This is a genomic window from Pseudomonas sp. B37(2017), from assembly GCF_002112885.1.
GTDB lineage: Bacteria > Pseudomonadota > Gammaproteobacteria > Pseudomonadales > Pseudomonadaceae > Aquipseudomonas > Aquipseudomonas paraglycinae.
Map to the genome: position 1 here is coordinate 325,266 of NZ_NEIX01000004.1, position 15,082 is coordinate 340,347.

Genomic DNA, 15,082 nt, shown 5'->3' on the forward strand with positions numbered 1-15,082 from the left:
GAAAAGGCATGCCTCGTGCTCTCAACCCGCCAATTGCGCTACTTCGTGGAAATCGCCGAGAGCGGCAGCTTCAGTGCCGCGGCCGAACGGCTGTTCATTGCCCAGTCGGCGCTGAGCCGGCAGATCAAGGACATGGAAACCCGCCTGCAAACGCCGCTGTTCGAACGCACCGCGCGCCAGCCCCGGCTCACCGCCGCTGGTGAAGCGTTTTTGCCCCGGGCGAGAAACCTGCTCAATGAACTGAACAAGGCCAGCACCCTGGCCACGGAAATCGGCCAGGGCCAGCGCGGTACTTTGCGCCTGTGCCACTCGAGTACCGTGCCGATCAGTGGCCGGTTGTTGTGCGACATGAGCACTTATCTGGAGCAGCAACCCGGGGTTTCGCTGGACATCGGCACGCTCTCCTCGGAGTCGCAACTTGAAGAACTGGCCGAGGGTCGGCTCGATATTGGCCTTCTGCGCCTACCGGTGCTGCGCCAGCGCGAGGGCGTTCAGATTGTGCCGCTCTATACCGAACACTTGCTGCTTGCTGTGCCGGCGGATCATCGACTGGCGTCGGCGGAGACGGTCGATCTGGCGCAATTGAAGGACGAAGCGTTCATCTCCATCCCGCATCCGCAGCGCGGCGGGCTGAGTTATTTGTGCGCCGACCTGTGCATGCGTCACGGTTTCTTCCCCCGGGCTGCACGGGTGATGTCGCGAAAGACCACGCAACTGCAGTTGATCCAGGCCGGATTCGGCATCGCTCTGCTGCCGGAGTCGATGCAGGACATTGCGCCGGCCGGTGTGAGATTTCTGCCGCTGACCGGCGATTGCCAGAGCACCGTCGCCCTCGCTTCTCGGCAAAATCCCACACCTCTGGTGCAACACTTCCTCCAGACATTCACCGGCGAATGCCTTTAAACTGCGCCCCATGATTAAAGATCCCTTTGCAAGACTCGGCCTCGACCGCGAAGTCCTGACCGTCAGCCAGCTCAACGGCCGCGCGCGGGTGTTGCTCGAAGACGTGTTCAGCAACATCTGGGTCGAAGGCGAAATCTCCAACCTCGCCCGCCCGGCGTCCGGCCACGTGTATTTCACGCTCAAGGACAGCGGCGCGCAGGTGCGTTGCGCACTGTTTCGCCAGAACGCCGCGCGGGTGCGTCAGGCGCTGAAGGATGGTCTGGCAGTCAAAGTGCGCGGCAAGGTCTCGCTGTTCGAAGGACGTGGCGACTATCAGCTGATCCTCGACACCGTGGAGCCAGCCGGTGACGGTGCCCTGCGCCTGGCCTTCGATGCCTTGAAGGAAAAGCTCAGCGCCGAAGGCCTGTTCAGTGCCGAGCGCAAGGTGCCGCTGCCGGCGCATCCGCAGCGCATCGGCATCATCAGTTCGCCGACCGGCGCGGTGATCCGCGACATTATCAGCGTGTTCCGCCGCCGCGCGCCGCAGGTACAGCTGACGCTGATCCCGACCGCCGTTCAGGGCCGCGAAGCCACCGCACAGATCGTCCGCGCCCTGAAACTGGCGGACGCCCGTGGCTTCGACGCGCTGATTCTGGCCCGTGGCGGCGGCTCGCTGGAAGACCTCTGGTGCTTCAACGAAGAGGCGGTGGCCCGGGCGGTGGATGCCTGCGTCACGCCAATCGTCAGCGCAGTCGGCCATGAAACCGATGTGTCGATCAGCGACTTCGTGGCGGACGTTCGCGCACCGACGCCGTCCGCCGCCGCTGAACTGCTTGCCCCGGACTCCAGCCACCTGATCCGTCAGGTCGAAAGCCTGCATCGTCGACTGGTAATGCGCATGCGTGATCGCCTGATGCGCGATCGATTGCGCCTTGAAGGCATGACCCGCCGGTTGCGCCATCCCGGCGAGCGTCTGCGCCAACAGGCACAGCGTCTGGATGATCTGGACATGCGCATGCGCCGCGCCTTCGAGCGCCAGCTCAACACCCGCCGCGAACGCCTGATTCGTCTGGAAACCCGCCTCGCCGGGCAACATCCGGGACGCCAGCTGGCCTTGTTGCGCCAGCGCCTCGACAGTCTCGCTGAACGCCTGCCACGCGCCATGAACGAAGGCCTGAAACGACGCCGTTTACAGTTGCAAAGCCAGATGCAGACCCTGCACGTGGTCAGCCCTCTGGCGACTCTCGGCCGTGGCTACAGCATTCTGCTGGATGAGCGCGGCAACGCGATTCGCAACGCCGCGCAGACTCACACCGGCCAGCGCCTCAAGGCCAGACTGGGCGAAGGCGAACTGCAAGTGCGCGTCGAGGACAATCACCTGACGCCCGTCACCCTTTCTTTACTGGACTGATCCATGCCGCGTTTTCTTGCTCCGCTGCTGTTGCTGTGCCTGACCTTCAACGCCCACGCCGACAGTTACATCACCCGCCTGCTGAACAAACCGGTGCCGGGCGGCGTGGCTGTCGTCGATCTTGGGACCGCTGCGCAAGCGCCGAAAGCCACGTATCAGGGCAAACCGGTGCTGGTGGTCAAGGAACAGAACAACTGGCTGGCGATTGTCGGCGTTCCGTTGACCGTCAAACCCGGCGTTCAGCAGATCAGCAGTGGCGGCCGTAACCTCAACTTCAATGTCGGCAACAAGAAATACCCGGAACAGCACATCACCCTGAAGAACACCCAGCAGGTCAATCCGAACCCGGCCAACCTCAAGCGCATCGAGGGCGAACTGGCCGAGCAGATCAAGGCCTACCGCAGTTTCAGCCCGAACACGCCGAGCAACCTGTTGCTGGACAAACCGGTCAACGGACCGCTGTCGAGCAAGTTCGGCGTGCGCCGTTTCTTCAACGGTGAAGAGCGCAATCCGCACGCAGGCCTCGACTTCGCAGTGCCGGCTGGCACGCCGATCAAGACCCCGGCAGCAGGCAAGGTAATTCTGATCGGCAACTACTTCTTCAATGGCAACACGGTGTTCGTCGATCACGGCCAGGGCTTCATCAGCATGTTCTGTCACATGTCGAAGATTGATGTGCAGAACGGCCAGCAACTGGCGCGCGGTGCGGTGGTGGGCAAGGTGGGCGCTACAGGTCGGGCGACCGGGCCGCACATGCACTGGAACGTCAGCCTGAACGATGCGCGGGTCGATCCGGCGATTTTTATTGGGGCTTTCCAGCCTTGATTTGCGGGTGAGGCGACTGGCCTCATCGCGAGCAGGCTCGCTCCCACAGGGATTGCGCACGACGAACGGACTGCGCAATCTCTGCAAACATTCACTTTGATTCAGAGAATAAAATCTCGGAAAAAACCGCTTTCCGGGTATTCCTCTCAATTTTTTTCGACTGCTTGCCATCCTCATCCCCCGCGGTTAGGGTTGAAGGCATGAAAACCTCTCACACCCTCATTCAGCTTCGCCAGCACCGCAGCCTGTGCCTCGTCAGCGCACGACTGCCGGGCTGAATCGCTGCGCCTCGTCCCACGCTTTTCCAAGAACGTTCGTTCCACCGGCAGGCCGCCTCTTTTCGGCCCAGACAATAAGGAATTTCCCGATGAGCATGCTCAAAGACCCGTCTTCGAAATACCGCGCGTTTCCTGTGATCAACCTGCCGGACCGCACCTGGCCGTCGAAAACCATCGATGCCGCGCCGATCTGGTGCAGCTCCGACCTGCGTGACGGCAACCAGTCGTTGATCGAGCCGATGGACGCGGTGAAAAAGCTGCGCTTCTGGAAAACCCTGGTGCAAGTGGGCGTGAAGGAAATCGAGGCGTCGTTCCCGGCCGCTTCGCAAACCGACTTCGACTTCGTGCGTACCCTGATCGAGGACGGCCACATCCCGGACGACACCACCATTCAGGTGCTGACCCAGGGCCGTGAAGACCTGATCGAGCGCACCTTCGAATCCCTGCGCGGGGCGAAGAAAGCCATCGTTCACCTGTACAACGCCACTTCCCCTTCTTTCCGCCGCATTGTGTTTAACCAGGACAAGGACGGGATCAAGGCCATCGCCGTCAACGCCGCCAAGCTGTTCGTCAAATACGCAGCCATGCAGCCGGACACCGAGTGGACTTTCGAGTACTCGCCGGAAACCTTCAGCGCCACCGAGCTGGAATTCGCCAAGGAAGTCTGTGACGCGGTGATCGAGGTCTGGAACCCGACGCCTGAGCACAAGATCATCCTCAACCTGCCGGCCACCGTCGAATGCGCGACCCCGAACGTCTACGCCGACCAGATCGAGTGGTTCCATCGCAACATCAACCGTCGTGACAGCGTGATCATCAGCCTGCACACCCACAACGACCGTGGCACCGGCGTGGCCGCCACCGAGCTGGGCCTGATGGCCGGCGCAGACCGCGTCGAAGGCTGCCTGTTCGGCAACGGCGAGCGTACCGGCAATGTCGACCTCGTGACCGTGGCACTGAACATGTACACCCAGGGCCTCGACCCGCAACTGGACTTCTCCGACATCGACGGCGTGCGCAAGGTCGTCGAAGAGTGCAACCAGATCCAGGTTCACCCACGTCACCCGTACGTCGGCGACCTGGTGCACACCGCGTTCTCCGGCTCCCACCAGGACGCAATCCGCAAGGGCTTCGCCCAGCAGAAATCCGACGCACTGTGGGAAGTACCGTACCTGCCGATCGACCCGGCCGACATCGGCCGCAGCTACGAGGCGGTGATCCGCGTCAACAGCCAGTCGGGCAAAGGCGGCATCGCCTACTTGCTTGAACAGGAATACGGCATCAGTCTGCCACGTCGCATGCAGATCGAATTCAGCCAGGTCGTGCAGCGTGAAACCGACCGCCTGGGCCTGGAGATGACTGCGCAGCAAATCCACGCGCTGCTGCACAGCGAGTATCTGCAAGCCAACACCCCGTACGCGCTGGTCAGCCATCGCCTGCAGGAAGAAAACGGCAACAGCGCCGTTGAAGTGGAAGTGGCGAGCAAGGGTCAGGGCGAAACCAACCTGCACTGGCGCGGCAAGGGCAACGGCGCGCTGGAAGCGCTGGTGGCCGGTCTGCCGATTCCGGTGGAGATCATGGACTACAACGAACACGCCATCGGCGCGGGCACCAACGCCAAAGCGGCGGCCTACATCGAACTGCGTGTGAACGGCGAACGTGCGGTGCATGGCGTGGGCATCGATGAAAACATCACCACTGCCAGCTTCAAGGCCCTGTTCAGCGCGCTGAACCGCTCGCTGAGCCAGCCGGAAGCGAAAGCGGCGTAACTGACCGCTGCAATGCAAAAGGCCCCGGGGTTTGCACCTCGGGGCCTTTTTACTTTCTATCTGATCGTTCCCACGCTCTGCGTGGGAATGCAGCTCGTGACGCTCTGCGTCACTGGGACGCGGAGCGTCCCTTGAGGCATTCCCACGCGGAGCGTGGGAACGATCTAGGTGACTTGGGCTATTGAGTGAACTCGAAGGTGTCCGCGTCAAGATTAGCCGGGAACCGCTCGCGGTAAGCGGCCAGCGAAGCCGCTTCCAGAACCACCTTGAACACCCCGTCAGCCTCCCCCGCCGCCAGCAGACTCTCGCCCTGGAAATCCAGCACCTGACTGTCGCCGGTATACGCGAAACCCTTGCCATCAGTGCCAACGCGGTTGACCGCCGCCACATAGCACAGGTTTTCGATCGCCCGGGCCGGCAGCAAGCGGTTCCAGTGCTGACGCCGCGCGCCCGGCCAGTTGGCCGTGTACAGCAGCAGATCGGTGTCCTGAGCGTCGCGGCTCCACACCGGGAAGCGCAAGTCGTAGCAGATCAGCGGGCGCACCCGCCAGCCTTTGAGCTCGAACTGCACCTGGCGCTCGCCGGGGGTGTAGTGGTTGTGCTCGCCGGCCATGCGGAACAGGTGACGCTTGTCGTAATGCAGCACTTCACCGTCCGGCCGCGCCCACAGCAAGCGATTGCGGTGGCTGCCGTCGGCGGCCTGGATGATCACGCTGCCCGTGACGACCGCGTTCAGTTTCGCCGCCTGGATCCGCAGCCATTTGCTGGTCGGGCCGTTTTCGGCTTCGGCCAGGGTTTCGGACTCCATGGAGAATCCGGTGGTGAACATTTCCGGCAGGATGATCAGATCCGCACCGCGCGCCTGCTCCAGCAAAGCGTCGAAATGCTCGAGATTGGCCTGACGATCATGCCAGGCCAGGCTGGTCTGGATCAGCGCAAGATTGAGATCGGGCAACGCACTCAGATCACGCATAGTTTGGCCGCCGCTTCCCGCAGCGTCTCCTCACGTTTGGCAAAGCACAGGCGCACCAGGCGCTGGCCTTCGGGTGGATTCTGGTAGAACACCGACACCGGAATACTCGCCACGCCATGCTCACGGGTCATCCACATCGCCATCTCGACATCGTTCAAGTCAGGGCGAATTTGCGAGTAATCGACCAGCTGGAAATAGGTGCCGGTGACACGGGTGAAGCTGAATCGCGACGGCGCCAGCAGATCACAGAACAGATCGCGCTTGGCCTGATAGAAGCCCGGCAGTTCTTCGACGTGTTCCGGATGCTCGGCCATGTAATCGGCCAAAGCGAACTGCAACGGCGTCACGCCGCAGAAACTGACGTATTGATGCACCTTGCGCAGCTCTGCCGTCAGGGCCGGCGGCGCCACGACGTAGCCGGTTTTCCAGCCAGTGACGTGATAGGTCTTGCCGAACGAGCTGACCACGAAGGCGCGCTGATACAGCTCTTCATGGGCTAGCACGCTGACGTGCGGCACGCCATCGAATACCAGGTGTTCGTAGACTTCGTCGCTGATCACGTAAATGTCGCGATCACGGATCAATGCCGCCAGTTGATCCAGCTCGGCGCGACTGATCAATGCGCCGCTCGGGTTGTGCGGAGTATTGAGGATGATCATCCGCGTGCGCGGGCTCAGGGCTGCGCTGAGCTTGTCGAAGTCGATGGAGAAATCTTTCAGCCCAAGTTGCACATGCACGCAGCGCCCGCCGGCCAGCTCTACTGCTGGCTCGTAGCTGTCGTAGGCCGGGTCGAACACGATGACTTCGTCGCCGCTGTGGATAACCGCCTGGATAGCGCAGAAGATTGCTTGGGTCGCGCCCGGTGTGACGGTCACTTCGGTATCGGCATCGACATTGGCGCCATAACTGCGGGCGATTTTCGCCGCGATCTGCTGACGCAGCGCCGGCAGGCCGGTCATGGGCGAATACTGGTTATGACCGCTGGCGATGTGTCGACCGACCGCGTCGCGCAGTGCCTGCGGGCCGTCGAAATCGGGAAAACCCTGGGAAAGGTTGATCGCTCCGGTCTGCGCCGCGAGCTGAGACATCTGCGTGAAAATAGTGATGCCGACATTCGGCAGCTTACTGGTGATCATCGGGTTTCCCTGCTCTGCCCCGGCTCTGACGACGGCGCGGGAGAGCCCGAGGATAGCCCATCCGGCGCCCATAAAAAAAGGGCGCCAAACGGCGCCCCTTCTCTCTGTTCGCAACGACCTTACTTCTTGTCGCGGCGCTTCTTGCTGGCCTTCTTGTTGTGCGACATCAAACGACGCTTCTTGTTGACCTGGCGGTCGGTCAGCGTGTTCTTGTTGCCTTCGTACGGGTTCTCGCCGCCCTTGAACTCGATACGGATCGGCGTACCGACCAGTTTGAGCACACGACGGTAAGTATTTTCCAGATAGCGCACGTACGACTTCGGCACTTTCTCGATCTGGTTGCCGTGGATCACGATGATCGGCGGGTTCGCACCACCCAGGTGAGCGTAACGCAGCTTGATCCGGCGGCTGTTGACCATCGGCGGCTGGTGCTCGCTGACCGCGTCTTCGAGAATCTGCGTCAGGCGGCTGGTCGGCCAGCGGGTGACCGCCGACTTGAACGAGTTCTGCACCGAGGCGTAAAGGTTGCCCACGCCAGTACCGTGCAGAGCCGAGATGAAGTGGATATCGGCGAAGTCAACGAAGAACAACCGACGCTGCAACTCGACCTTCACGAAGTCGCGCTCGCTCGGCGTCATGCCGTCCCACTTGTTGATCGCGATCACCAGTGCACGACCCGCCTCGAGGGCGAAGCCCAGCAGGTTGAGGTCGTGATCGACCACGCCTTCGCGGGCGTCCATCACGAAGATCACCACGTTGGCGTCTTTGATCGCCTGCAGGGTTTTGACCACGGAGAATTTTTCGACTTCTTCGTGGATCTTGCCGCGCTTGCGCACACCGGCGGTGTCGATCAGCGTGTACTTCTCGTCGTTACGCTCGAACGGGATGTAGATACTGTCGCGGGTGGTGCCGGGCTGGTCATAGACGATTACCCGGTCTTCACCGAGCATGCGGTTGACCAGGGTCGACTTGCCGACGTTCGGACGGCCGATGATGGCGATCTTGATCCCGTCTTTTTCGCTCGGGCCAGGAATGCGCTTGGCTTCCTCGCCTTCGGCGACCACTTCTTCCTCTTCACCTTCGGCCGGCTCGTCATCATCGCGCGGGAAGTCGCTCAGGGCGGCTTCCAGCAATTGCGTGATGCCGCGACCGTGGGCGCCGGCGATCGGAATCGCGTGGCCCATGCCCAGCGGGGCGAATTCGGCGCGGGCCATTTCCGGGTCGATGTTGTCGACCTTGTTGGCCACTACGTGGGAACGCTTGTTACGCTTGCGCAAGTGTTCGGCGATCATCTGGTCGGCGGCGGTGAAACCGGCCTTGGCATCTACCAGGAACAGAACGACATCCGCTTCTTCGATGGCCAGCAGCGACTGCTCGGCCATTTTTTCGTCCATACCATGCTCGTCACCGGAGATACCGCCGGTGTCGATCAGAATGTAGGAACGCCCTTGCCACTTGGCCTCACCGTACTGGCGATCACGGGTCAGACCGGACAAGTCGCCGACGATGGCGTCGCGAGTCCTGGTCAGGCGGTTGAACAAGGTGGATTTGCCGACGTTCGGTCGGCCCACCAGGGCGATTACGGGAACCATGCGGCTCTCCACTTCGTTATTTCAGAAAATACAAAAGCCGCTGCTAGGCAGCGGCTGGTGCTCGGGGCAACACCCGTGGGTGCTGCAAACCCTGCAGAAGCAAGGCCGCCTGGGGAGTTAACCCCAAGCATAGTTGTTACTTGATGGTCAGGGCTTCCAGTTTGCCGCTGTTGCCATACACATAAATCGTGTCGCCCACCACCAGCGGACGGGCACGCAGGCCGTCGCTGTCGATGCGCTCGCGGCCGACGAAACGACCGTCCACCTGACTCAGTAGGTGCAGGTAACCTTCCAGGTCACCGACTGCAACGTAGCTGGAGAACACTTCCGGCGCCGACAGTTGACGACGGGCCAGCGAGTCGTTGCTCCACAGTGCTGTGGTGGAACGCTCGTCGACGCCTTCAACGGTGCCCGACGACAGGCTTACGTAGACGTTGCCGAAACCCTGGGCAACACCGGCGTAGCTCGACGCGTCGCGCTGCCAGAGTTGACGGCCGCTTTCCAGATCCAGTGCCGCAACGCGACCCTGATAGCTGGCGACGTACAGGGTACCGCCGGACAACAGCAGACCGCCGTCGATGTCGACCACGCGCTCCAGTTCCGAACGACCTTGTGGAATCGCGATCCGCTGTTCCCAGACCGGCACGCCGTTGGAAATGTCGAGAGCGACCACTTTACCGGTCGACAGCCCAGCCACCGCGAGGCGGTTGGTGACGATCGGTGCGCTGGTGCCGCGCAGGGTCAGCACGGCCGGAGTGCTGTCATACACCCAGCGCTGATTGCCGGTGGACGCGTCCAGACCGATCAGACGATCGTCCTGGGTCTGTACCACCACCACGTCACCGTTGTTGGCCGGTGGCGCGAGGACTTCGCTGTTGACGCGCGAGCGCCACTTCTCTTCACCGTTGATGGCGTCGAGGGCAACGACTTCACCGCGCAGGGTGCCGACCATGACCAGACCGTAACCCACGCCAACGGCGCCGGACACAGGCAGTTCAAGGTCTTTCTTCCATTTCACGTCGCCGTTGCCGCGATCCAGGCCCATCACGATACCGGTCACGTCGGCTGCGTAGATGGTGTCACCGTCGATCGCCGGTACCAGCATGTTGTACGTTTCGCCCTGACCGTCACCGATCGAGCGGCTCCACTGCTTGTGCAGGACCACTTCTTCTTTGAAGTCGGTCAGCTCGGCCGGTGGCAGTTCTTTTTTGCTGTTGCTGCTGCAACCCGCGGCCAGAATGGCCAGAGCCAGCAATGCTGCATGCTTCCAACGGATCACGTCACGCATCCCCTTTGGCCAGGTCGTCCAGCTTGATTTGAAGGCCACCGACCGCCGCTTCATCCGACAGTGCCGCCTTGGCTTTTTGATACGCCGCGTTCGCTTCATCGGTACGGCCCAGCTGTACCAGCAGGTCGCCCTTGAGTTCTTCGCGAGTGGCCAGGAACGACTTGTCGGCATCGCCTTCGAGCAGTTTCAGGGCTTCATCGGCCTTGTTCTGCGCACCCAGTACCTGCGCCAGACGCTGACGGGCGATTTCGCCCAGCGCCGGGTTGGCCGGTTTGGCAACGATGGCCTTCAGTTCGGTCGCCGCGTCGTCCAGCTTGCCGCTGTCGACCGCTACCTTGGCCACGAACAGGCTGCCGTACTGCGCGTAGGCAGAACCGCCGAATTCGCTGTTGAGCTTGCCGGCCAGATCCGCAACGCGCGCGGCGTCAGGCTTGCCATCCGGGGTCAGCGTGGTTTCCAGCAATTGCTGATAGAGCACCGAGGCGCCTTGCGACTGGTTGCTCTGATACTTGTGAAAAGCCTGCCAGCCGAACACGATGACCAGCGCCAACAGGCCGCCGGTGACCAGAGGTTTGCCGTTGCGTGTCCACCAGTCCTTCAAATCCGCCAACTGTTCGTCTTCGGTACTCGACACCCCAATACTCCTTAATCGCTAAATCGGCTGTTTAGACAGCTTCAACCCTGCACGACGCAGGTGGCCAGGTGTGCAGCGAGCGCATCCCAGGCAATGCTTTGTTGTTCGCCCTGGCCACGCAGGGGTTTGAAACCTACCACTTGCTGGGCCATTTCGTCGTCACCGAGGATCAGTGCGTACAGCGCACCGCTCTTGTCGGCTTTCTTGAACTGGCTCTTGAAGCTGCCGGCGCCGGCATTGACTTGCAGGCGCAGGTTGGGCAGTTGGTCGCGTACACGCTCGGCCAGGGCCAGACCGGCCAGCTCTGCTTCTTCGCCGAAGGCGCAGAGATAGACGTCGACCTGCCGGGAGATTTCTTCCGGGATCTGCTCCAGAGTTTCCAGCAGCAGCACCAGACGCTCGATGCCCATGGCGAAACCGACGCCCGGGGTCGGCTTGCCACCCATCTGCTCGACCAGACCGTCATAGCGCCCACCCGCGCAGACGGTGCCCTGGGCGCCGAGCTTGTCGGTGACCCATTCGAATACGGTTTTGCTGTAGTAATCCAGACCACGCACCAGTTTCGGGTTGAGCACGTAAGGAATGCCGACGGCGTCCAGACGGGCCTTCAGGCCTTCGAAGTGGGCACGGGATTCGTCATCCAGGTAGTCGGCCATTTTCGGCGCATCGACCAGCACGGCCTGGGTGTCGGCATTTTTGGTGTCGAGCACGCGCAGCGGGTTGGTTTTCAGGCGACGCTGGCTGTCTTCGTCCAGTTTGTCGTGGTGCGCCGAGAGGTACTCGACCAGCGCTTCACGATAACGGCCGCGGGACTCGCTGGTGCCGAGGCTGTTGAGCTCAAGCTTGACCGCATCGCGGATGCCCAGCTCGCCCCACAGGCGCCAGGTCAGCACGATCAGTTCGGCGTCGATGTCCGGACCGTCGAGGTTGAACACCTCCAGACCGATCTGGTGGAACTGGCGATAACGGCCTTTCTGCGGACGCTCGTGACGGAACATCGGGCCGATGTACCAGAGTTTCTGCACCTGGCCACCGCCGGTGATGCCGTGCTCGAGCACTGCACGCACGCACGCGGCCGTGCCTTCCGGACGCAGGGTCAGGGAGTCGCCGTTGCGGTCTTCGAAGGTGTACATCTCTTTTTCGACGATGTCGGTCACTTCACCGATCGAGCGCTTGAACAGCTCGGTAAACTCGACGATCGGCATGCGGATCTGCTTGTAACCGTAGTTATCCAGCAGACGCGAAACGGTGCCTTCGAAATAACGCCAAACCGGCGTCTGTTCCGGCAGGATGTCGTTCATGCCACGAATGGCTTGCAGAGACTTGCTCACAGAAATTCCTTAATTCGTTCGATCAGCCGCGCGCGATAACCGCTGCGTCAGCTTCGACCTTCTCGGCCGCTTTCTCGCGGATCAGCTTTTCCAGCTCGTCCACCAGATTGTCATTCGTCAGTTTCTGCGACGGCTTGCCGTCGATGTAAATCAGGTTTGGCGTGCCGCCGGTCAAGCCGATATGGGCTTCCTTGGCTTCGCCGGGGCCGTTGACCACGCAACCGATCACCGCAACATCCAGCGGCACCAGCAGGTCTTCAAGGCGCCCTTCCAGCTCGTTCATGGTCTTGACCACATCGAAGTTCTGCCGCGAGCAGCTCGGGCAGGCGATGAAGTTGATGCCACGGGAACGCAGATGCAAAGACTTGAGAATGTCGTAACCGACCTTCACTTCCTCGACCGGGTCAGCCGCCAGCGAGATGCGGATAGTATCGCCAATCCCCTCGGCGAGCAGCATACCTAGGCCCACGGCGGATTTCACTGTACCGGAGCGCAATCCACCGGCTTCGGTGATGCCCAGGTGCAGCGGCTGGACGATTTCCTTGGCCAGCAGACGGTAGGCTTCAACGGCCATGAACACGTCGGAAGCCTTCACGCTGACCTTGAAGTCCTGGAAATTCAGGCGTTCGAGGTGTTCGACGTGACGCAGGGCGGACTCGACCAGCGCGGCCGGGGTCGGCTCGCCGTATTTCTTTTGCAAGTCTTTTTCCAGGGAACCGGCGTTGACGCCGATGCGGATCGGGATCCCGCGGTCACGGGCGGCATCGACCACCGCACGCACGCGGTCTTCGCGACCGATGTTGCCCGGGTTGATGCGCAGGCAGTCCACACCCAGTTCGGCCACGCGCAAAGCGATCTTGTAGTCGAAATGGATGTCGGCAACCAACGGCACCTTGACCAGTTGCTTGATCTTGCCGAACGCCTCGGCGGCGTCCATGTCCGGTACCGACACGCGGACGATGTCGACGCCGGCGGCTTCCAGACGGTTGATCTGTGCGACGGTGGCAGCGACGTCATTGGTGTCGCTGTTGGTCATGCTCTGCACAGCGATAGGGGCATCGCCGCCCACGGGCACGTTACCGACCCAGATCTTGCGCGATTCGCGACGTTTGATTGGAGATTCGCCGTGCATGACTTATTGACCCAACTTCAGGCGAGCGGTCTCGCCACTGGTGAACGGAGCGACATCGACCGGCTGGCCGTTGTAGCTGACCTGCGCGCCACGGGCAACGCCCAGACGCACGGCAAACGGAGGCTTGCCGACGACAGACAGGCTGTCGCCCTTACGCTTGAGGCCGCTGTACAGCACTTTGCCGCTGCCATCGGTCACTTGAGTCCAGCAATCGGCGATGAACTGCACCTGAACCTGGCCCTGACCTGCAGCCGGAGTAACTGGCGCTGTTGGCGCGGCTGCAGCGACGGCCGGGGCTGCCGGGGCAGTGACGGTCGGAGCAGGCGTGGCCGGAGCGGCAGGCGCTGGAGTTGCTGGAGCAGCCACCACTGGCGCTGGCGTATGAGCCGGTGCAGCCGGAGTAGCGGCTGGCGCAGCAGGTGCTGGAGCAACCGGTGCGGTCGCAGGCGCTGCGGCCTCGGTCTCGGCGCCGGTCGATTCAGCCGTGGTTTCCGATTGAGGCAGCGCCAGAGCGGTCGAGCCCTCGGCTTCGCCTTCCGCGACGGCCTGGTCTTCCGGCTCGTCCAGCGGATGAATCTGGGTGGTGCCGTCGGCGCCTTCGACTTCGACGTGCTCCGGTGCCAGGCCGATCAGGTCCTTGGTGCGCAGCGACGTCTGATCCTGCCACCAGACGAAACCGCCGCCGATGACCGCGATCAGCAGCAACAGGCTGACGATACGCAAAATGGTGTGGGAAACCCGTACCGGCTCTTCGATGCGGCCCAGTGCGTGGACGTTGCTGCCCTGGGAGTCGGTGCCGGTGGACTGGTCGAATTGCTGGACCAGAACGGTCTGATCCATACCGAGCAATTTGGCATAGGCGCGAATGTAGCCGCGAGCGAAGGTATGCCCGGGCAACTTGTCGAATGCGCCGGCTTCAAGATTGCTCAGGGAAGTCACGGTGAGGTTGAGCTTGAGGGCCACTTCGGCCAGCGACCAGCCATTGCTTTCGCGGGCCTGGCGCAGGGTCTCACCGGGGTTAACGCGATTCGCTGCTACAACTTCGGGATGCGCCGCTTTCATCATTGCTCCGACAGGTATTGCTGATATTCCGGCGTACCGGGATAGAGTCGTTTTAATTGCAGGCCCGCACTGGCGGCCTTGTCGCGATCTTCAAATACTTTTGCCAACCGAACGGCGAGCAACAGACTACGTGCATTTTGCTCGGAGAGTTGGCTGAAACGGTCGTAATAGTCACGCGCGGGCACATAATGCCTGTCTTCGAATGACAACTCAGCCATTTCCAGCAATGCGCGCGGCTGCTGACGGTTCAAACGCAGCGCTTTTTCCAGCTGCTGCTGCGCCAGATCACGCTGCCCGAGCTTCGCCGCCGTCATGCCGAGGTTCTCGAACACCCGCGAACGCTCAGGATACAGGGTATCGGCGGCCGCCTGTTCAAAACGCTCGTAGGCTTCCTTGTAACGCTGTTCTTCGTAGAGAAAACTGCCGTAGTTGTTGAGGATGCGCGCATCGGCGGGACGGGAGGACAAGGCTTTGCGGAAGTGTTCGTCAGCAAGCGCAGGTTCCATTTCGGCCTGGAATACCAGCCCCAGCGCGGCATTGGCGTCGGGATCCGAACCGTCCAGTTCCAGCGCCTTCTTCAGTGGAACCTTGGCCCGCTCGGTCATGCCCTGCTGCAAGTATCCCAGCCCCAGCTGCACGTAGGCAGCCCGCGCTTCGTCACGGCCCTTGCTGGTCTTCATCGGGTTGTAATCGCCCGACAGGACACAACCAGCACACAGGCTGGCCAACAGCAACAGCAGCGCAAAGCGCAGGGACATAGAGATCCTCT

The 15,082-nt window shown here is 61.8% G+C and carries 13 protein-coding genes; 4 read left to right on the plus strand and 9 right to left on the minus strand.

The window, feature by feature from the left end; all coding sequences use genetic code 11:
• Positions 1-15 precede the first annotated feature (15 nt).
• The 4 genes from CAF90_RS13305 to leuA all read left to right on the plus strand — a co-directional run bounded on the left by CAF90_RS13305 (position 16) and on the right by leuA (position 5,165).
• A complete protein-coding gene (locus CAF90_RS13305; RefSeq protein ID WP_085606834.1) occupies positions 16-903 on the plus strand; it encodes a LysR family transcriptional regulator in 888 nt (295 codons plus the stop codon).
• A 10-nt stretch (positions 904-913) separates the two neighbouring features.
• The gene (gene xseA, locus CAF90_RS13310) at positions 914-2,293 is read left to right on the plus strand and encodes an exodeoxyribonuclease VII large subunit (RefSeq protein WP_007956669.1); all 1,380 of its coding nucleotides are present in this window, start codon (positions 914-916) and stop codon (positions 2,291-2,293) included.
• 3 nt (positions 2,294-2,296) lie between these two features.
• A complete protein-coding gene (locus CAF90_RS13315) occupies positions 2,297-3,118 on the plus strand; it encodes a peptidoglycan DD-metalloendopeptidase family protein (protein ID WP_039765736.1) in 822 nt (273 codons plus the stop codon).
• Positions 3,119-3,485: 367 nt separating this feature from the next.
• Positions 3,486-5,165, plus strand: coding sequence for a 2-isopropylmalate synthase (gene leuA / locus CAF90_RS13325; RefSeq protein ID WP_007956672.1), 1,680 nt, complete (start codon positions 3,486-3,488; stop codon positions 5,163-5,165).
• A gap of 178 nt (positions 5,166-5,343) precedes the next feature.
• Here leuA and CAF90_RS13330 read toward each other — a convergent pair whose 3' ends face one another.
• The 9 genes from CAF90_RS13330 to pilW form a co-directional block, all read right to left on the minus strand.
• Positions 5,344-6,138, minus strand: coding sequence for an amidohydrolase (locus tag CAF90_RS13330; RefSeq protein ID WP_085606836.1), 795 nt, complete (start codon positions 6,136-6,138; stop codon positions 5,344-5,346).
• Positions 6,126-7,274, minus strand: a complete 1,149-nt coding sequence (locus CAF90_RS13335) for a pyridoxal phosphate-dependent aminotransferase (RefSeq protein WP_074691028.1) — start codon at positions 7,272-7,274, stop codon at positions 6,126-6,128. The genes CAF90_RS13330 and CAF90_RS13335 overlap by 13 nt, the downstream gene beginning before the upstream one ends.
• A gap of 119 nt (positions 7,275-7,393) precedes the next feature.
• Positions 7,394-8,866, minus strand: coding sequence for a ribosome biogenesis GTPase Der (der, locus tag CAF90_RS13340; protein ID WP_007956675.1), 1,473 nt, complete (start codon positions 8,864-8,866; stop codon positions 7,394-7,396).
• Between the two features lie 136 nt (positions 8,867-9,002).
• Positions 9,003-10,154: an outer membrane protein assembly factor BamB gene (gene bamB, locus CAF90_RS13345; RefSeq protein ID WP_039765728.1), complete on the minus strand. Its 1,152-nt coding sequence runs from the start codon at positions 10,152-10,154 to the stop codon at positions 9,003-9,005.
• Positions 10,147-10,788 (minus strand): tetratricopeptide repeat protein, encoded by a 642-nt coding sequence (locus CAF90_RS13350; protein WP_007956678.1) that lies wholly within the window; start codon positions 10,786-10,788, stop codon positions 10,147-10,149. Before CAF90_RS13350 ends, bamB begins: the two co-directional genes overlap by 8 nt.
• A gap of 41 nt (positions 10,789-10,829) precedes the next feature.
• A complete protein-coding gene (gene hisS / locus CAF90_RS13355; protein ID WP_085606838.1) occupies positions 10,830-12,119 on the minus strand; it encodes a histidine--tRNA ligase in 1,290 nt (429 codons plus the stop codon).
• A 22-nt stretch (positions 12,120-12,141) separates the two neighbouring features.
• Positions 12,142-13,251, minus strand: coding sequence for a flavodoxin-dependent (E)-4-hydroxy-3-methylbut-2-enyl-diphosphate synthase (gene ispG / locus CAF90_RS13360; protein ID WP_007956680.1), 1,110 nt, complete (start codon positions 13,249-13,251; stop codon positions 12,142-12,144).
• A 3-nt stretch (positions 13,252-13,254) separates the two neighbouring features.
• Complete coding sequence (locus CAF90_RS13365) at positions 13,255-14,313, minus strand: RodZ domain-containing protein (RefSeq protein WP_085606840.1); 1,059 nt, start codon at positions 14,311-14,313, stop codon at positions 13,255-13,257.
• On the minus strand, positions 14,313-15,071 hold the full coding sequence (gene pilW / locus CAF90_RS13370; RefSeq protein WP_007956682.1) for a type IV pilus biogenesis/stability protein PilW: 759 nt from the start codon (positions 15,069-15,071) through the stop codon (positions 14,313-14,315). The genes CAF90_RS13365 and pilW overlap by 1 nt, the downstream gene beginning before the upstream one ends.
• Positions 15,072-15,082: the final 11 nt, after the last annotated feature.